Annotated in this window: 18 protein-coding genes, 2 tRNA genes and 1 pseudogene; 14 read left to right on the top strand and 7 right to left on the bottom strand. The window is 69.4% G+C overall.

The window, feature by feature from the left end:
- Positions 1-47 precede the first annotated feature (47 nt).
- The 8 genes and pseudogenes from OWM54_RS04665 to OWM54_RS04630 all read left to right on the top strand — a co-directional run bounded on the left by OWM54_RS04665 (position 48) and on the right by OWM54_RS04630 (position 8,631).
- Positions 48-728 carry an NUDIX hydrolase gene (locus tag OWM54_RS04665; RefSeq protein ID WP_141323239.1) on the top strand — a complete coding sequence of 227 codons (681 nt, stop codon included), beginning with the start codon at positions 48-50 and terminating at the stop codon, positions 726-728.
- Positions 729-803: 75 nt separating this feature from the next.
- Complete coding sequence (locus OWM54_RS04660; protein ID WP_223746776.1) at positions 804-2,264, top strand: MFS transporter; 1,461 nt, start codon at positions 804-806, stop codon at positions 2,262-2,264.
- Between the two features lie 72 nt (positions 2,265-2,336).
- Positions 2,337-2,810: a hypothetical protein gene (locus OWM54_RS04655; RefSeq protein ID WP_267696723.1), complete on the top strand. Its 474-nt coding sequence runs from the start codon at positions 2,337-2,339 to the stop codon at positions 2,808-2,810.
- Entirely contained in the window at positions 2,765-3,901 is a 1,137-nt protein-coding gene (locus tag OWM54_RS04650) for a hypothetical protein (RefSeq protein ID WP_267696722.1), read from the top strand. The genes OWM54_RS04655 and OWM54_RS04650 overlap by 46 nt, the downstream gene beginning before the upstream one ends.
- Positions 3,902-3,956: 55 nt before the next feature.
- Complete coding sequence (locus OWM54_RS04645) at positions 3,957-4,703, top strand: hypothetical protein (RefSeq protein WP_267696721.1); 747 nt, start codon at positions 3,957-3,959, stop codon at positions 4,701-4,703.
- A gap of 134 nt (positions 4,704-4,837) precedes the next feature.
- Entirely contained in the window at positions 4,838-5,962 is a 1,125-nt protein-coding gene (gene pdhA / locus OWM54_RS04640) for a pyruvate dehydrogenase (acetyl-transferring) E1 component subunit alpha (RefSeq protein ID WP_223746916.1), read from the top strand.
- 42 nt (positions 5,963-6,004) lie between these two features.
- Positions 6,005-7,000, top strand: a pseudogene (locus tag OWM54_RS04635) (pyruvate dehydrogenase complex E1 component subunit beta); the annotation flags it as partial.
- Positions 7,001-7,005: 5 nt separating this feature from the next.
- Positions 7,006-8,631, top strand: coding sequence for a pyruvate dehydrogenase complex dihydrolipoamide acetyltransferase (locus OWM54_RS04630; protein WP_267696720.1), 1,626 nt, complete (start codon positions 7,006-7,008; stop codon positions 8,629-8,631).
- A 70-nt stretch (positions 8,632-8,701) separates the two neighbouring features.
- Here the strand turns inward: OWM54_RS04630 and OWM54_RS04625 are convergent, their stop codons facing one another.
- The gene (locus OWM54_RS04625; RefSeq protein ID WP_223782999.1) at positions 8,702-8,947 is read right to left on the bottom strand and encodes a hypothetical protein; all 246 of its coding nucleotides are present in this window, start codon (positions 8,945-8,947) and stop codon (positions 8,702-8,704) included.
- A gap of 178 nt (positions 8,948-9,125) precedes the next feature.
- Here OWM54_RS04625 and OWM54_RS04620 point away from each other — a divergent pair, with 178 nt between their 5' ends.
- Together OWM54_RS04620 and OWM54_RS04615 are read left to right on the top strand one after the other, a co-directional pair.
- Positions 9,126-9,428: a DUF2795 domain-containing protein gene (locus tag OWM54_RS04620; RefSeq protein ID WP_223746780.1), complete on the top strand. Its 303-nt coding sequence runs from the start codon at positions 9,126-9,128 to the stop codon at positions 9,426-9,428.
- A 238-nt stretch (positions 9,429-9,666) separates the two neighbouring features.
- Complete coding sequence (locus OWM54_RS04615; RefSeq protein WP_141323248.1) at positions 9,667-10,824, top strand: sensor histidine kinase; 1,158 nt, start codon at positions 9,667-9,669, stop codon at positions 10,822-10,824.
- Here OWM54_RS04615 and OWM54_RS04610 read toward each other — a convergent pair.
- Complete coding sequence (locus OWM54_RS04610; RefSeq protein WP_141323249.1) at positions 10,796-11,392, bottom strand: hypothetical protein; 597 nt, start codon at positions 11,390-11,392, stop codon at positions 10,796-10,798. The two genes, OWM54_RS04615 and OWM54_RS04610, sit on opposite strands and share 29 nt — an antisense overlap.
- 58 nt (positions 11,393-11,450) lie before the next feature.
- Here OWM54_RS04610 and OWM54_RS04605 point away from each other — a divergent pair, with 58 nt between their 5' ends.
- Complete coding sequence (locus OWM54_RS04605; protein WP_194869019.1) at positions 11,451-12,422, top strand: response regulator; 972 nt, start codon at positions 11,451-11,453, stop codon at positions 12,420-12,422.
- Positions 12,423-12,431: 9 nt separating this feature from the next.
- Here OWM54_RS04605 and OWM54_RS04600 read toward each other — a convergent pair whose 3' ends face one another.
- From OWM54_RS04600 to gltX, 5 genes are all read right to left on the bottom strand, one after another.
- Positions 12,432-13,112 (bottom strand): DUF2625 family protein, encoded by a 681-nt coding sequence (locus tag OWM54_RS04600; protein ID WP_267696719.1) that lies wholly within the window; start codon positions 13,110-13,112, stop codon positions 12,432-12,434.
- Positions 13,113-13,171: 59 nt separating this feature from the next.
- Positions 13,172-13,243 (bottom strand) — tRNA-Glu (locus OWM54_RS04595).
- A gap of 110 nt (positions 13,244-13,353) precedes the next feature.
- Positions 13,354-13,424, bottom strand: a tRNA-Gln gene (locus OWM54_RS04590).
- Positions 13,425-13,500: 76 nt separating this feature from the next.
- Positions 13,501-13,887 (bottom strand): hypothetical protein, encoded by a 387-nt coding sequence (locus OWM54_RS04585; RefSeq protein WP_223746782.1) that lies wholly within the window; start codon positions 13,885-13,887, stop codon positions 13,501-13,503.
- A gap of 77 nt (positions 13,888-13,964) precedes the next feature.
- Positions 13,965-15,404: a glutamate--tRNA ligase gene (gltX, locus tag OWM54_RS04580; protein ID WP_267696718.1), complete on the bottom strand. Its 1,440-nt coding sequence runs from the start codon at positions 15,402-15,404 to the stop codon at positions 13,965-13,967.
- A gap of 89 nt (positions 15,405-15,493) precedes the next feature.
- On the opposite strand from gltX, the gene OWM54_RS04575 reads away from it, so the two are divergent.
- From OWM54_RS04575 to OWM54_RS04565, 3 genes are read left to right on the top strand one after another with little or no spacing between them, the layout of a single operon-like run.
- Positions 15,494-16,060 carry a hypothetical protein gene (locus OWM54_RS04575; RefSeq protein ID WP_223746784.1) on the top strand — a complete coding sequence of 189 codons (567 nt, stop codon included), beginning with the start codon at positions 15,494-15,496 and terminating at the stop codon, positions 16,058-16,060.
- Entirely contained in the window at positions 16,057-16,956 is a 900-nt protein-coding gene (locus OWM54_RS04570) for a myxosortase-dependent metalloprotease, MXAN_2677/MXAN_2678 family (RefSeq protein ID WP_223746785.1), read from the top strand. Before OWM54_RS04575 ends, OWM54_RS04570 begins: the two co-directional genes overlap by 4 nt.
- Positions 16,953-17,858: a myxosortase-dependent metalloprotease, MXAN_2677/MXAN_2678 family gene (locus tag OWM54_RS04565; protein ID WP_267696717.1), complete on the top strand. Its 906-nt coding sequence runs from the start codon at positions 16,953-16,955 to the stop codon at positions 17,856-17,858. Before OWM54_RS04570 ends, OWM54_RS04565 begins: the two co-directional genes overlap by 4 nt.
- The last annotated feature ends 65 nt before the right edge of the window (positions 17,859-17,923 follow it).

Below are 17,923 nucleotides of genomic sequence, written 5' to 3'. Positions count from 1 at the left end.
CGTACAGTCCCCCTATTCAGGCCCCCCTTCACGGAGAGCAAGCAGACATGCGGCAGCGTCATTCCAGTGTGACTGACATCGAGATCATCGAGGATTTCTCGTCTACGGCGCGCTGCGACGAAGGCTTCCTCCGAGTGAAGCGGCTGCGGTGTCGCAACCGACGCGCGGATGGCTCCTCGTCGTCCGTGTACCGCGTCGACGTGGTGGACCGGCCCCGGTTGGATGCCGTCGCCGTGCTCGTCTATCGACGCGGTGCGGCGGGACTCGAGGTCCTGACGCGGATGAACCTCCGGCCCGCGGCGTACTTCCGGAAGGATCAACGCGACGCGATGACGGTGCCGGACCCGGGCACGGGCTACCTGCGGGTGGAGGAGATCGTCGCCGGCCTGCTCGAGCCCGAGGACAAGGGCGAGGAGGGCCTCAAGAAGCGCGCGGCGGCGGAGGTCCACGAGGAGGCGGGCTATCCGGTGCGGCCCGAGGACATCCAGCTGTTGGGCGGCTCGTTCTTCCTGGCGCCGGGCATCCTGTCGGAGAAGGTCTTCCCCGCGGCGGTGGACGTCACGGACGTGTCGCAGGAGGAGCCCGAGGGAGACGGCTCGCCCCTGGAGGAGGGGACGCAGCTGCACTGGCGCCCGCTGGGGGAGGTGCTGGAGGCGTGCCGGCGCGGGGACATCCCGGACGCGAAGACGGAGGTGGCGCTCACGAGGTTGCTCGCCCGATTGGGATGAGCACGGAGTTTCTCCGGGGGCGGCGGCCGGGGTAGGGTGCGCGGCGTTTTCGCACTCCACTGCCGAGGTCGCTGCATGTCGTCGCTGCCCCCGTGGCTGGCCAACCTGTTGCCCATTCTCATCCTGCTGGGAGCCATCGCGCTCGTGCTCGCGCGGCTGCCCAAGGTGGAGCTGGGCCACACGGACGCCTTCCGCCGACGCCGCTTCTTCAACTGGTTCCCGCTGGGGATGACGTACGCGTTCCTCTACATGGGGCGCTACAACCTCAACGAAGCCACCAGCGCGATGAAGGGCCACACGTCCAACGCGGACTTCGGCACCATCTTCTTCTGGGGCACGCTCGTCTACGGCTGCGCGTTCCTGCTCAACGGACCGCTGACCGACAGGCTCGGGGGCCGCAAGACCATCCTCTTGTCGGCCGCGGGCTCGTCGGTGGCCAACGTGCTGATGGGCGTGGTGGTCTACAAGGTCCTCACCGAGGGCTGGCAGCCGCCGGGCGGCATCGTGGGGACGCTGTCGTTCCTCTACGCCGTCAACATGTACTTCCAGAGCTTCGGCGCGGTCTCCATCGTCAAGGTGAACGCGTCCTGGTTCCATGTGCGCGAGCGCGGTCAGCTGGGCGGCGTCTTCGGCATCCTCATCTCGCTGGGCGTCTACTTCGCCTACGACTGGAGCCGCTTCATCGCCAAGGCGGCGCCCACGTACTGGGTGTTCTTCGTGCCGGCGGCGATCCTCGCGGCCTTCGTGGTGCTGGACTTCTTCGTCATCCGCGACACGCCCAGCCACACGGGCCACCCGGACTTCGACACCGCGGACGCGTCCAGCGGCGAGGCGGCGTCCAGCAGCGTGTGGGAAGTGTTCAAGAAGATGATCAGCAACCGCACCATCATCATCATCCTGATGGTGGAGTTCTGCAGCGGCTTCATGCGCAACGCCATCATGCAGTGGTACCCCAAGTTCGCGAAGGCGACGGGCCTGTCGGAGGCGTTCGTCGCGGCCAACTGGGGCATGCTGCTGTGTGTCGCGGGCATCACCGGCGGCATGTTCGCCGGCGTCATCAGCGACCGCGTGTTCGACTCGCGGCGCGGGCCGGTGTCGGCGGTGCTCTACGCGGGCATGAGCCTGGGCGCGGTGGCCACGCTGTTCCTGCTCAACAGCCCGGCGCTCGGCTGGACGGTCATCTTCATGTCCCTGTGTGTCATCGGCGTGCACGGCATGCTGTCGGGCACGGCGAGCATGGACTTCGGCGGCAAGAAGAACGCGGGCCTCGCGGTGGGCATCATCGACGGCGCCGTGTACGCGGGCACCGCCCTCCAATCCATCCTGCTGGGGCGCATCCTCCCGGCAGGGGAGGTGGCCAAGGACCCCAACAACTGGGGCAACTGGCCCCTGGCCATGCTGCCCCTGTCCTTCGCGGGCCTGCTGTTGGCCACGCGGGTGTGGAATGCCCGCCCGCAGCCGAAGACGGCGCCCGTCGGGGGGGCCTCGGTGGTCACCCAACCGGTTGCGACTCCCAAGACCGGTACGGGAGGCTGAGGCCGTTGTGGACCGCAGGACGTCACGGGGGCGTCACTCCCCCGTGACAGGGTTGTGACGTAGAGTGTGGACGTGTCCCAGGTACCCGCCCCACTGCCACTGCAGAGCCGCTTCGAGGTTCACGACCGGAAGCAGTTCGAGATCAAGCTCGAGTACCAGCCCTCGGGGGCGGACGAGACGCGCTACCTGGTGGAGGCGCATCTGTTCCTCCCGGGGAGCCTGAACATCGACGCGGAGACGTACCCCCGCGCGGACTTCTACGCGGACATCCACAACTACGTGCGCTTCAAGACGCCGGTGATGGCGGTGCAGGAGCTGCTCACGTCGGACGCCTCGCCGCTGGTGCGGCTGGAGGCGTGGCTGCGCACGGGGCTGGGCTCGGAGAAGGACATCGTCTACCAGGCGAAGCTCCTGTCGTGCGTGCTGCGCGGGGCGCTCAGGCGCTTCGCCACGGGCGTGGAGACGCGCTGCGAGGGGCCGGTGGCGCTGCCCACGGAGGCGTGCGCGACGCTGAGTCGGACGTGGTGGCGATGCAGGCGGGGGTGACCGAGGTGCTCGCGCGCTTCCGGCAGTGGCTGCGCTCGGTGGGGGAGCTGCGGCTGCAGGAGCGCTCGCGTGCGTCGCTGCGGCTGGTGGACGAGTACGTGAGCCTGCTGGTGGAGAACGGCTTCCGGCGCGCGGTGGCGGACATGAAGGCGCTTCCGCGTGGGGAGCCGTGGCTGCAGCTTCGCAAGGGGCTGATGGAGGCGGTGCTGCGCGAGGAGTCCTACCGCAAGGAGCACCGGCTTCGCAGCGTGCTGAGCCCCACGGGGGACAACGAGGAGTACATCCAGCGGCTGGGCATGCTGAAGAAGTTCTGCATGAACGTGCTCTTCCTGTCCTCGCGCCGGCGGCAGAAGCGGCAGGGCTGGGAGGAGGTGCTCTTCGCGCTGGCGGCGGGCATCGCCATGGCCTTCGCGACGGCGGTGGCGCTGTGGGCGCAGATCCGCTTCACGCAGGTGAGCCTCAACTTCTTCCTCATCGCCGTGGTCGGCTACATGATGAAGGACCGCATCAAGGAGGGCCTGCGCCGGGTGCTCAGCCGGGTGGCGGCCACGCACCTGTCGGACCGCACCGCGGACCTGGTGGACCCGGTGACGGGGCGGACCATCGGCACGTGCGAGGAGCGCGTGGACTACGCGCCCAAGGTCCCCGACTCGGTGGCCTCGCTGCGCCACCAGGACGACTTCCTCACCGTGTCCCAGGGCGAGCTGACCGAGACGGTCATCCGCTACCAGAAGCACATCATCCTGGACGCCCGGCTCCTGCCGCGCACGGAGCGGGGCCTGTCGGGCGTGACGGACATCCTGCGCTTCAACGTGGAGCGCTTCCTGCGCGACATGGACGAGCCGGAGCTGGCGCTCGAGTACGTGGACCTGGCGGACCTGTCCGTGGGTCACATCCGGGGCGCCAAGCGTTATCCGGTGGACGTCGTGCTGCGCTTCACCGTCGAGGAGGAGGAGACGGACCGGCGCCAGGAGAGCACGCAGTTGGTGCGGCTGGTGCTGGACCGCAACGGCATCCAGCGCATGCTGCGCTTCGCGGACACGGCGGCCGGGGCGCCCCCTGGCCCCATGCCCTGGCAGTCGGCCGCCTGAGTCGGGCGGTTTCGGCGGCGCTCGGCGGCCCGCGCGGGTAATGTTCGCCGCGCTCATGGCCCACGAAGACTTCAAGAAGCGCATCCGCGACGACTGGCGCGACAGCCTCCACGCCATCCTGGCCAAGGCCCGCTCGCTCGGGGAGCAGGCGGTGCTGGCGTTCGACCTGGACTCCACCCTGCTCGACAACCGGGAGCGCCAGGCGCGCATCCTCCGGGAATACGGCACGGCGCACGCGGTGGAGCCGCTGTCCACGTGCAAGGCCCACCATTGGAACTCCGGCTGGGACATGCGCGAGGCGATGCGCGCGTGCGGCCTGGAGGCGGCCCTGGTGGAGCGGCACTTCGAGCCCGCGCGCCACTTCTGGGGCGAGCGCTTCTTCACCAGCGAGTACTGCGCGGTGGACGAGGCCATCGACGGCGCGGCGGCCTTCACGCACGCGGTGGTGGGCACCGGCGCCCGGCTCGTCTACGTCACGGGCCGTCACGAGGGCATGCGCGGGGGCTCCGTCGCCTGCATGCGCCGGCTCGGCATGGCCGTGCCGGATGGGGAGCGGGTGATGCTCGTGATGAAGCCCGCGCCCTACGACGACGACGATGCGTTCAAGCGCGAGGCCCATGCGCAACTGGGCCGGCTGGGGACCGTGGTGGCCGCCTTCGACAACGAGCCCACCCACGCCAACGACTACCGGCGCCGCTTCCCCGACGCCACCGTCATTCATCTGGCCACGGATCATTCCGGCCGGGCCGTGACGCTGCTGGACGGCATCATCAGCGTGCCGCACTTCACGCTGGTTTCCTGACGCACCGCGCCTGAATTTTCGGGGGAAGGGCGCGGGGTTTGAAAGGCTTTGAAGTCCCAGGTCCGCGCGCTATGAGGCGCACGGCATTCGCCGTCCCCGGGTGAGGAGGGACGGCCTGCATGGAGGCACCCGCGGTGGCCAGCCCGTACTCGAAAGAACAGCTGTTGACGATGTACCGGAAGATGTACCTCATCCGCCGTTTCGAGGAGCGCGCGGGTCAGCAGTACACGCTGGGGAAGATCGCCGGCTTCTGCCACCTGTACATCGGGCAGGAGGCGGTGGCGGTGGGGCCCGTGGAGGCCATCCGCCAGGACGACTACATGCTCAGCGCCTACCGCGACCACGGCCAGCCCCTGGCGCGCGGCAGCGACGCGGGCATGGTGATGGCGGAGCTGTTCGGCCGGGGCTCCGGCTATAGCAAGGGCAAGGGCGGCTCGATGCACATCTTCGACATCGAGCACCACTTCTACGGGGGCTACGGCATCGTCGGCGGGCAGATTCCGCTCGCGGCCGGCATGGCCTTCGCCAGCCGCTATCGCAACGAGGACCGCGTGACGGTCTGCTATTTCGGCGACGCGGCGGCCAACCAGGGCGCGCTCCACGAGACGTTCAACATGGCGTCCAAGTGGAAGCTGCCGGTCATCTACATCTGCGAGAACAACCGCTACGGCATGGGCACGGCCATCGCGCGCACGTCGGCGGTGCCGGAGATCTACAAGCGCGCCGCGGCGTACGACATGCGCGGCGAGCCGGTGGACGGCATGGACGTGCTGAAGATGTACGAGGCCGTGAAGGACGCGGCCGCGTGGTGCCGCGCGGGCAAGGGCCCGGTGCTGCTGGAGGCGAACACGTACCGCTTCCGTGGCCACTCGATGGCGGACCCGGCCAACTATCGCACCAAGCAGGAGGTGGAGGAGGAGCGCAAGAACGACCCCATCCCCAAGCTGCGCGACTACGCCATCAAGAATGGCCTGGGGGCGGACGCGGACTTCGAGCGCATCGAGGAAGAGGTGAAGGCGCAGGTGGACGCCGCGGTGAAGTTCGCGGACGAGTCCCCGGAGCCGAGCCTGGAGGAGCTGTGGCGCGACACCATCGTCGAGCCGGGCGAGGAGGACGTTCGCCCGCGTGAGCGCGTGCTGGGCGTGAAGGTGACGAACTGGCCGAAGTACCCGAGCGGCCAGGAGCTGAAGGTCACCTGGGACCTGGAGCCGCGCGAGCAGGCGGAAGCCGCGGACAAGAAGGCGGGCCTGAGCAACTAGTGCCCGGCCCGTCACACCCCAACCCTTTTTGATTTCGAGTCGGAGCCGACGATGCCCGAGTTGATGTACCGCGAGGCCCTGAACCAGGCGCTCGCCGAGGAGATGGAGCGCGACGCCAACGTCTTCCTGATTGGCGAGGAGGTGGGCCGCTACAACGGCGCCTTCAAGGTGTCGCAGGGACTGCTGGACCGGTTCGGGAGCGCGCGCATCATCGACGCGCCCATCTCCGAGCTGGGCTTCGGTGGAATGAGCGTGGGCGCGGCCATGGTGGGCCTGCGTCCGGTGGTGGAGATGATGACGTGGAACTTCGCCATCCTGGCGATGGACCAGATCGTCAACAACGCGGCCAAGCTGCGCCACATGTCCGGCGGCCAGCTGCGCTGCCCCATCGTGTTCCGGGGCCCGGGCGGCGCCGGCGGCCGGCTGTCCAGCCAGCACAGCCAGGCGTTGGAGGCCAACTACGCGCACTTCCCCGGCCTGAAGGTGATTGCTCCGGCCACGCCCGCGGACGCCAAGGGCATGCTCAAGGCGGCCATCCGGGACGAGAACCCGGTCATCATGTTCGAGGGCGAGCGGCTCTACGCGCTCAAGGGCGAGGTGCCCGAGGGCGAGCACGTGGTGCCGCTGGGCAAGGCGGACGTGAAGCGCGAGGGCACGGACGTCACCATCATCACCTGGAGCCGCATGTATTACTTCTGCATGCAGGCGGCCGAGGAGTTGGCGAAGGAGGGCATCAACGCGGAGGTCCTGGACCTGCGCACGTTGAGGCCGCTGGATGAGGAGGCCATCCTCGCGAGCGTGCGCAAGACGAACCGCGCCGTCATCGTGGAGGAGGGCTGGGCGCTGGCGGGTGTGGGCGCCTCGGTGGTGGACATCATCCAGTCCAAGGCGTTCGACGACCTGGATGCGCCGGTGGAGCGCGTGACGGGGCTCGACGTGAACATGTCCTACGCGGCGAACCTGGAGAACGCGACGCAGCCGGACGCGCCCAAGATCATCGCGGCGGTGAAGAAGGTGCTGTACCGCGAGGGAGCCTGACCCGTATGGCCACGCCCATTCAGATGCCGAGCCTGTCCCCGACGATGACGGAGGGGAAGATCGTCAAGTGGCTGAAGAAGGTGGGGGACAAGGTCTCCTCCGGTGAGGCCATCGCCGAGCTGGAGACGGACAAGTCCAACCTGGAGATCGAGGCGTACGACGACGGCTACCTGCTGGAGATCGTCGTCGGCGAGAACCAGACGGCCCCCGTCGGCGCGCCCATCGCCTATGTCGGCGCGAAGGGCGAGAAGGTCGCTGCCGGAGGCGCGCCCGCGCCGAAGGCCGCCGCGCCGGCTCCCGCGCCCGCCGCCGCTCCCGCGCCGAAGGCCGCCGCGCCCGAGGCCCCCAAGCCCGCTGCCGCGCCCGCCGCGTCCGGTGGTGGGGACCGTATCGCCATCCAGTTGCCGAGCCTGTCCCCGACGATGACGGAGGGGAAGATCGTCAAGTGGTTGAAGAAGGTGGGGGACAAGGTCTCCTCCGGCGAGGCCCTGGCCGAGCTGGAGACGGACAAGTCCAACCTGGAGATCGAGGCCTACGACGACGGGACGCTGGCGGAGATCGTCGTCGGTGAGAACCAGACGGCCCCGGTCGGCTCGCCCATCGCGTACCTCACGCCCAAGGGGGGCAAGGCGGCCGCCGCCGCTCCCGCGCCGAAGGCCGCCGCGCCCGAGGCCCCCAAGGCCGCTCCCGCCGCGCAGCCGGTCCAGGCTCCCGCTCCCCAGGCGCCTTCCGCGTCCGGTGGGGGACGCCGGGTGCGGGCCAGTCCGCTCGCCAAGAAGATTGCCCAGGCGCGCGGGCTGGACATCGCGCAGGTGCAGGGCTCGGGTCCCTCGGGTCGCGTGGTGAAGCGCGACATCGAGGAGGCGCTGGCCAAGGGTGGAGCGAAGGCCCCCGCGCAGGCGCCCTCCGCGCCGGCCGCGAGGAAGGGCCCCTCGGCGCCGACGGTGGCGCGCGCGGAGTCCCGCACCGAGCCCCTGTCCTCCATGCGCAAGGTCATCGCGCAGCGGATGACGGAGGTGAAGCCCGGCGTGCCGCACTTCTACCTCACCATCGAGGTGGAGATGGACGCCGCGGTGAAGGTGCGCGAGGAGGCAAAGGCGATGGACCTCAAGGTCTCCGTCAACGACCTCATCGTGAAGGCCGTGGCCATGGCCGTGCGCCGCTACCCGAAGGTCAACGTGTCGCTGCAGGGTGACCAGGTCATCCACCACGGCTCGGTGGACGTGGGCATCGCGGTGGCGCTGGAGCAGGGCCTCATCACCCCCATCGTCCGCGACGCGGACACCAAGGGGCTGCAGGCGCTGTCCACGGAGATTCGCGAGCTGGCGGAGCGCGCGCGCAAGCGGGCCCTCAAGCCCGAGGAGTACACGGGCGGCTCCATCACCGTGAGCAACCTGGGCATGTACGGCATCGACAACTTCGCCGCCATCATCAACCCGCCGCAGGCCTCCATCCTCGCGGTGGGCGCGGTGACGGACAAGGTCGTGGTGCGCGACGGGCAGATGGTCATCCGCAAGATGATGTCGGCCACGCTGTCGTGCGACCACCGCATCGTCGACGGTGCCATCGGCGCGGAGTTCCTCCGCGAGCTGCGCGGCCTGCTGGAGCACCCCACGCGGCTGCTCTTCTAGGCTGCTTGCAGGTGAGTGGCCCGCTTCCTCGCTCCGTCCCCGGAGCGGCTGGGAGCGGGCCCTCTCGTTTCTACTCGCGGGTGGGCTCGCGCTCGCCCGCCTCTTCCTCCTCGAGCTTGCGTTGCGCCTCCGTCACCCGGGCCTGCTGCTCGCGCGGCGTGCCGGTGGGGAGCTCCTGCTCATCCTCGTGCGAGCGTCCGCGGATTCCGGGCCAGGGCTCGGGGCGCGTGGCCTCCACGTGGTCGATGCGCTCGGCGTAATCCGCGTCACTGCCCGCCTTGCGCGGCTTGTCGTCGGGCTTGTCCTGGTGCGCCATGACGAAGTCCCTCCTGAGGGTGCGTGTGAAGTTGCGCGATTAACGGTGGGGCGCCCCGCGGAAGGTGGCCACCCGGGGCCCGCTGCGTGGCCCGCTCTCCCGGTTGCTGGGCGGGCACGAAAAAAAGGCCGGCAGCCGAATCGGTTCGCTGCTTAACTTCGTCCAAATGAACGACGACATGACACGCGAACGGCTTGTCCAGGGTGTGTCGGAGTTGGAGGAGCGGGTGGGCCCGCCGCTGCCTCTCGCGCAGTCGCTGCATCAGGCCCTGCTCGGCGCGGTGTTCCCCCTCACCGCGGAAGAGCTCACCTGGGTGGCTCGTGAGAACGAGGCCCCGCCCACGGTGCTCTCGCTGTTGGGCGCCCTCCCCAGGGGCCGCTTCGCCTCCGTGGACGCGGTGGCCGTGGCCCTGGAGCAGGACACCGGTGATGCCCTGGCGTCCCCGGACACACCCGCGCCCGTCCTCACCTCCACTCGCTGAACCCTCACTCCTCCTGCGCCCTCCCGTCGCCGGCATGCCCGGTGAGCGGGCAGGGTGACGGGCACTCGTCTGGATTTTCCTGGGGGTCAAACCTGTCTGGTTGGTCTAGAGTTCGCGAGGCATTACGTCCCGGGGGGACGGTTCCGTCGGCACCCAGCAGAAAGGGAGTCGGAGGAGGCGCTATTCTAGGCGGCACCAGCCTGGCCTCTTTGAGGGATAGCCGGCCAGGAGGAGCGTCATGAACCCGTCTGAACTACCCGCGGTGCTGTACGTCGACGATGACGCGCTGAACCTGCGGGTCTTCGACGCGAACTTCGGACAGCGCTTCCGCATCTTCCGCAGCGCGTCTCCCAGCGAGGCGCTGGCGTTGCTCGAGCAGCGCAAGGGCGAGATTGGCGTCATCCTCTCCGACCAGCGGATGCCGGGGATGACGGGCGTGGAGCTGCTGGAGCGCGCGCGTTCGATTGCCCCCGACGCCAAGCGCATGCTCGTCACGGCATACGCGGACATGCAGGCGGTCATCGACGCGGTGAACCGCGGCCAGGTGACGCGCTACTTCGTCAAGCCGTGGGACCGCTCGGAGCTGCAGGCGGCTCTGGACGACGCGCTGAAGATTGCCCGGCTGGAGCTGCGCATCCGCGAGGTGGAAGGGCGGATGATGAAGTCGGAGCGTCTGGCCACGCTGGGGCAGGTGACGGCGGGCATCGCGCACGAGCTGATGGGCCCGGTGGGCTACCTGTCGCAGAACGTGTCCTCGCTGCAGCGGGATTTGACGAGCGTCATCCAGTACGTGTCCAAGCACCTGTCTTCGGACCCGAACCCGTCGGTGGCGGAGACGGTGGAGGACCTGCCCGCGCTCATCAAGGACCTGGCGGACGGCGCCGAGCACCTGCGTCAGGTGGCGCTGGGCCTGAGGGCCCAGGCGCGCGGCGAGGACATGGAGGCCACCGCGGACGTGGCCGAGGTGGTCTCCTTCGCGGTGAAGCTGGCGCGGGCGGAGGTGCGGGACAGGGCACGGCTGACGAGCAACGGCGAGGCGGTGCGCGTCATCTTCGGGCCGGTGAAGCTGTGCCAGGTGCTGCTCAACCTCGTGGTGAACGCCGCGCAGGCCATGTCGGGCACGGGGCGGCAGGGGCGCATCGAGGTGCGCTGGGCGGTGCGGCCCGACGACGTGGTGCTGACGGTGGCGGACAACGGCTGCGGCATCCCCGTGGACCTGCAGGAGCGCGTGTTCCAGCCGCTGTTCACGACGAAGCCGGTGGGAATCGGCACGGGCCTGGGCCTGTCCATCTGCCGCGAGCTGGTGGCGCAGGCGGGAGGCAACCTGCGGCTGTCGTCCACGCCCGGCGAGGGCACGGACATCGAAATCACCCTCCGGCGAGCCCCGCCCCTCTGAGGCCGAAGGCGTTGCTGAGCATGCGCCACACGCGGTGGAGCGTCTCTCCCTCCGCGTGGCGCACCTTCTCCACCAGCACGGCGCGCCGGGCCTGGGCGCCCTGGGGGCCGTACTCCACGACCAGCGCGTAGCCGGAGCCGGTGCGCTCGACGATGTGCACGGCGCGGACCTCGTCGAAGGGGATGAGCTCCGTGCGGGTGGCGCCGGGAGTCCACGCCAGTCGCTCGACTCGCAGGGTCTCCGAGCGGAAGTGGAGCACGAAGCGGCGGCGGCCGAGCTTCGACTCGAGCCGGAGGGCGGCTCCCACCAGGGCCGCGGCCACCAGGGCCAGGGTGGCGGAGGCGGCCGGGAGCGAGCCCTTCTCCTGTCCCACCAGGACGGCGGCGCCCAGGGCGCAGCCCACGGCGACACCGACACACAGGCCCGGCAGCATGCGCGCATCCCACCGGGGCGGGCGGGATTCCCCCACCAGCCGGCCCCCGTCGTAACGCAGGCGCACGTCGCCCAACAGCGGGGGCACCCGATTCTCCTGCAACGCGTCCTCGAAGCTCGCCACGGGCATAAGCATACCGGTCCCCGCATGCGAGCCTCGAAGTCCGCGTGAAGCTGTGCGAATCTCCAAAGCCATGGATCTCCCGTTCGAGACCGGTGAGGGCGACGGTGGGGAGGGGGGAACGCTCGCCTCGACGGTGTTGGTGGTGGACGACGAGCCCGTCGTGCTCGACATCTGCGCCCGCTTGTTGGAGCGCGAGTCGGACCTCGTGGTGCTGGTGGCGGCGAGCGCGGAGGAGGCGCTGCCGATACTGCGTGAGCAGCGCATCGACGTGCTGGTGACGGACAAGAATCTGCCCGGCATGGGCGGGGTGGAGCTCGTCGCGCAGGCGCGGACGCTGCAGCCCACGCTGGAGGCGCTGATGATCACCGCCTACGCGAGCAGCGAGTCCGTCATCGCGGCCTTCGCGGCGGGGGCGAGCGACTACATCCTCAAGCCCTTCGATGACCTGCGGGTGCTGCGCGCCAAGGTGCGCGCGGCGCTGGAGCGGCGCACGTCCGGGACGCGAGTCCGCGAGCAGGCGCGGGAGGTGGCCCGGGAGGCCGCCGCGCTGCTGGCCGCCGGGCAGGACGCGCCGGAGCCCGCGCACGTGGCGCTGGAGGAGGAGCTCCGGGCCTACGAGGAGTCGTCACGCCAGGTCCAGGCGGGCCGCGTGGCGGTGGTGGGCAGCGCCGAGGCGCTGGAGTCGCTGCGCGAGTCCGGGTTCGAGGTGCGGGAGCTGCCGCCGTACGCGCCGGAGCTCGAAGAGGTGGACGTCGTGGTGGTGGAGACGGGGGACCCTCAGTGGCGAACGCTGGCGGAGCGCCTGCAGAGCCGGCCGCCGGATGTGCTGCTGCTGGCCAGTCCCGAGGCGGACCTGGGTGACCTGCTGGAGGCCATCACGCTGCGCATGGACCTGGTGGGCTTCGGCACCACGCAGGGCGCCAGTGTCCTGCCGGAGAAGGTGCGGATGCTGCTGTTGCGCCGGGGTGTCCAGCGAGCCCAGGACCGACTGGCCGCCGCGCTCTCCGCGTTCCGCCAGAGCATCCTCGCGCCGTCGGCTTGAGCGGGTGCTTCAGGCCTCGCCGGCGTCGAGCTGGCGTGCGAGGTCGAGCTGAAGCGCCAGCAGCTCCGTCATGGGCACAGCCCGTCGAGACACCTGGGTGAGGTCCTTGCCGTCGGCCGTCCAGAGGGGAGGGTGGAGGGAGAAGCCCTCATCCGGTGAGAGCCTCGAGGCCTCTTCGCTCCAGCCGGCCGCGCGGTACGCGCCATAGAACCCGGCGAGGTCTCCAGAGAGGAAGAAGGCCAGCAGGTCCGAGTAGCCGCGCCCCAGGTCCTCCCAGCGAAGCGTGTCGGGCGCGAAGTAGAACGCGCCGCCTCGCCCTTCGCCGAGTGCCCCGCCGTCGAGCGCGAAGAAGCCGCCGAGGACATCATGGGCCACGAGCAGCATTCCCCGGGTCGCAGCCACCGCGGGATGCGGGCCCAGCGCATTCCACGTCGCCAGACTGCCGCGCATGCGCGGGCCTCCGCCGCCCAGGATTCGGAGCCAGCCCCCGTCGACGAGCAGGCCCCCTGTCTCGTAGGCCACCGCGCCCAGGGGAGAGCGCGTCGTCACCTGAAGCAGGTGGAGCACAGCTCCGGCGGCGGCTTCGTCGCGAGGCAGGACCTCGACCGGGTGGCTCGCCGAGCCCAACCACTCCCGCACCAACGGCCACGCGGGGTCCTCGGTTTCGAGCAACGCCTCGAGCGGCCGCATGTGTCACCCCACTCCGGAAAAACAAAACGCCGCCTTCTTTTCAGAAGGCGGCGTCTGAGTGACCCTGCCGGGATTCGAACCCGAGTTTGTGCCGTGAGAGGGCACCGTCCTAACCGCTAGACGACAGGGCCGACATTTCGCTGCAACCACCGTGTTTCTGCTGCTGCTTCCTACATCCTGCTTCAGCTCTCGTCAACCATCTTGATTCGAGCTTTTTTGCTGCGGACTGCGGTGCTGCGAGCTGGGGAACTAGGATTCGAACCTAGATAAGCAGAGTCAGAGTCTGCTGTCCTGCCGTTAGACGATTCCCCAATCACTGCGGCTGCCTCTACTACCAACACCGCCCATCGACTGCAACAACTTCGGTGGGCGTTTCCTGCTGACTGCTCTACTTCTTCTTCCCTGACTTGGGCTCCGGCTTCTTCGCCGGCTTGGCCGCTTGCTGCGTCGGGACGATGTAGATGCGAACTTCCTCGTTCGCCTCGTAAATATTCAGCCCCGCGAAGTTCTTCCCCGAGGGGTTGGTGATGTGGACCGCCTTCACGCCCGGCTGGTTGACGATCTGCCTCCGAGGATAACTGCTCGTCGAGTAGACCGAGCGGTAGTAATCCAACGTCGCCTCGAAGTCTTTCGGCGCCCGGTACCGATTCTCCCCCACCTTCTGGGAGCCGTCCGGGAGCTGGGCGCCACTGACCACCTCGGCGCTCGCCACCACCGCCCAGAGCGCACACATCAACGCGCCGAGCGGGCGCGCCTTATAAAAACGCTGTCTCATGGTGTCAAGCGCTCGCATCATGGCTCGCGAAGATAGGGGCCGATGCGGGGAACGTCCACCGCTTCGTGAGGCGGAGGTCACGCGCCGCGCGCCAGGGCGGCGTCGATGCGGCGCAGGGCCTCGTCACGACCCGCGAGCAGCAGCGTCTCGCCGATGCCCGGGCTCGTGGTGTTGCCTGTGATGGCGACCCGCACGGGCTGTGCCACCTTGCCCATGCCCACGCTGGAGGACTCGCTGACGGACTTCACCACGCCGTCCAGCGCCTCCACCGTCCACTCCGGCAGCGCGGCGATGCCGTCGCGCACCTTGCGCAAGAGCCCCAGCGAGTCCCCCGTGAGGTGCTTGGCCGCGGCCTTCTCGTCCAGCGTGACGCCGGAGCGGAAGTAGAGCGACGCGGTGGTCGCCATCTCCTCCAGCGTGCGCGAGCGCTCCTTGAGCGCGTGCACCAGCGGCACCAGGCGCGAGTCGCCCTTCACCTGGAAGCCCTTGGCCTCGAGGAAGGGCACCAGCCGCTCCGCGACGGTGGCCTCCGGCAGCTCCTTCATCCACTGCTGGTTGAGCCACAGCAGCTTCTCCGGATTCCACACGCCGGAGGTGGTGCCGACGCCGGAGAAGTCGAACCACTCCTTCATCTGCTCGCGGCTGATGACCTCGTCGTTGCCGTGGCTCCAGCCCAACCGGATGATGAAGTTGTTGAGCGCCTCCGGCAGGATGCCCGTGCGCTTGTGCAGCATCACGTCCGCCTCGGGGTGCTTGCGCTTGGAGAGCTTCTCGCGGTCCGGTCCGAGGATGAGCGGCAGGTGCGCGAACTCGGGCGGCTTCCAGCCCAGCGCCATGTAGAGCATCAGCTGCGGGAAGGTGGAGTTGACGTGCTCCTGCCCGCGCGCCACCAGCGTGATGTCCATCAGGTGGTCGTCGATGACGCAGCCGAAGTTGTAGAGGGGGATGCCGTCCGCGCGCAGCATGACCCAGTCGTCCAGGTCCGAGTAGGGCTTGGTGATGACGCCCAGCGCCTTGTCGTCGAACGACACGGTGCCCTCGGTGGAGGGCATCTTGAAGCGGATGACGGCCTCCTCCTCGCGGCGGCCCTCGGGCGGGCCCTTCAGCTCACGGCACGTGCCCGGGTACTTGTAGAAGGCGCCGGCCTTCTCGGCCGCCTCGCGCTGCGCCTCCAGGTCCTGCCGGGTGCAGTAGCAGCGGTAGGCCTTGCCCTCGGCCAGGAGGCGCTGGGAGTGCTCGCGATAGGTGTCCAGGCGCTGGGTCTGGAAGTAGGGCGCGTGAGGGCCCTCCTTGCCGGGGCCCTCGTCCCAGTCGATGCCCAGCCACTCGAGGCCGTCGAGGATGGCCTGCACCGACTCCTGCGTGGAGCGCACGCGGTCCGTGTCCTCCATGCGGACGATGAAGGTGCCGCCGTAGCGGCGGGCCTGCAGGTAGTTCATCAACGCCGTCCGGGCACCGCCGATGTGGAGGTATCCGGTGGGAGACGGAGCGAAGCGGACGCGAGGGGCGGAAGTCATACGGGCGCGCGGATTAGCAGGGAGGCGGTCGAGGGGTCAACGCGGATGGGCGCGCTGAGGTATGGTGCGCCCCGAGGGAGATAACGCGTATGTCGATTCGTCAGCGATTTCGCTTGGGAATGTTGACGGTGGCGCTCCTGGGGGGATGGACCGCGTCCGCGACCACGCAGCTTCGCGTGGACGTGACGCAGCTCTCCCAGGAAGCGGATGCCGTCGTTCATGGCGTCGTGCGCCGCGTGGAGAGCCGCTGGAGCGGGGATGGTCGGCGCATCGTCACCGACATCGAGGTCCAGGTGACCGACCCGCTCAAGGGCCAGCCGGGCAACACGGTGCTCGTCACGCAGCCAGGAGGCGAGGTGGGCGACGTCGGCCAGACGGTGCATGGCCTGGCGACCTTCAAGAAGGACGAGGAGGTGGTCGTCTTCCTGCGCAAGCGCGGCGCCTCCGCCTTCCGCGTCGCCGGCATGGCCCAGGGCAAGTTCCAGGTGCGCCGCGACGAGGCCGGCAAGCCCGCCATGGTCATCCCCGAGCACTCCGACGCGCTGCTGCTGGACCCCGTCACGCGCAAGCCCACGACGGCCACGCAGAAGCCCCGGACGCTGGAGGAGCTGAAGGCCACCGTGCGCGCCGCGCTGAAGAAGGGGTCCACGCCGTGATGCCCGTGGCCACGCTGCTCACGCTCATGGCCGTCGGACAGTTCGACCCGTACGTGCGCAGCCGCGTGACGGCGGGAGACCCCTCCACCCAGGCGCTGTACTGGACGGTGCCGCTCGTCACCTGGAACCTGAACCGCGACGGCAACCCCGTCACGCCGGGGGAGACCGAGTTCCAGGCCATCCGCGCCTCCTTCCAGAGCTGGCAGGACATCTTCACCTCCTGCGGCAACCTGTCGCTGCGGGAGGGGCCGCTGGTGGACTCGCGGGAGGTGGGCTACCTGCGCGGCAAGACGAACCACAACGTGGTGCTCTTCCGCACCCAGAACTGCAGCGGGCTGGTGCAGTCGACCGACCCCTGCTGGAAAGAGGAGACGTGCGCGAACCAGCACGACTGCTGGGATGACGACGACGGCACGCTCGCCATCACCCTCACCACGTATGACAAGCGCTCGGGCATCATCTACGACTCGGACATCTCCTTCAACGCGAGCCGGTACTTCTTCACCGCGGTGGACGGGCCTCCGTGCACGGCGCAGGGGCAGAGCAACTGCGTCGCCACCGACGTGCAGAACACCGCCACGCACGAGATTGGCCACTTCATCGGGTTGGACCACACGCGCGTGACGGGCTCGACCATGTTCCCGAGCGCGCCGCCGGGCGAGGTGTCCAAGCGCGAAATCGACCCGGGCTCGCGCGACTTCGTCTGCGACGTCTATCCGAAGGGCAAGCCCAGCCAGTCCGACTTCCACCCGGCGATGGACACGCTGGTGGGCGGCCCCGTGGGCGACAAGGGCTGCTCCGCGACGGGCGCCACCGCGACGTCGATGGGGCCGGCGCTGCTCGCGTGGGCGTGGCTGCGTCGGCGCAGGCGCGGCGCGGCGGAGGGCCGCTCGTGAGAAGGCCCCTGGTGCTCGCGCTGACGCTCGTCACCAGCGCGCCCGCCGTGGCTCAGGACACGTATCCCTACCGCCGCACCACGGCGAACGGGAACGGCCGCATGTGTCTGGTCTGGCCCGCCCCCGAGTACGTCTACCACCTGGATGCCGCCGGCAGCGCGCGCACGCCGGGCGACACGGAGGTGGCCGCCATCGAGGCCTCCTTCGAGTCGTGGCGGCGCGTGGCCGCGACGTGCAGCGACTACACGTTCCGCCGGGGCAGGGATTGGGAGGGGAAGGTGGAGGTGGGGTACGTGAAGGAGGACCCCGCGTCCAACTACAACATCATCACCTTCCGTGAGACGTACTGCTTCGACGTCGCCCCTGAAGACGACGCGTGCTGGACGGAGATGACCTGCGGCAACAAGTACGCGTGCTGGGACGAGGACTCGCGCACGCTGGCCATCACCATCTCCTCCCACGGCGTCGAGAGCGGGCGGGTGTGGGACGCGGACATCGAGGTCAACGCGGCGGGGTACCTCTTCACCACGGTGGACGCTCCGCCGTGCGTGGAGGGCTCCGAGTCCGTCGACTGCGTGGCCATGGACCTGCAGAACACCATGACGCACGAGATTGGCCACGTGGTGGGGCTGGACCACGTGCCCTATCCAGGCGCGACGATGGAGCGCACCGCGCCGCTCGGTGAGACGCAGAAGCGCATCATCGACGCGGGCTCCGCCGAGGGCTTCTGCTCCATCTACCCGAAGGGGCTGCCGCCCAATCAGTGCATCATGAAGAACACGGGGCTGGCCCTCTTGGGAGACGGGCGCGGCACCGGCTGCGCCTCGGCGCCGGGCGCGGTCGTCGCCGGAGGCTGGCTGGCGGCGCTCGCGCTACTGCGTACACGGCGGCGGCGCGGCTGAGGCCCGAGACAGGAGCGCCGCCCTTGCCGGAAGACCGGGGGCGGCGCTCACGTCCTCGAAGGGCC

The organism is Myxococcus sp. MISCRS1, assembly GCF_026626605.1.
In the GTDB taxonomy this organism is placed as follows: domain Bacteria; phylum Myxococcota; class Myxococcia; order Myxococcales; family Myxococcaceae; genus Myxococcus; species Myxococcus fulvus.
This window is presented reverse-complemented; position numbering and strand designations above follow the sequence as displayed.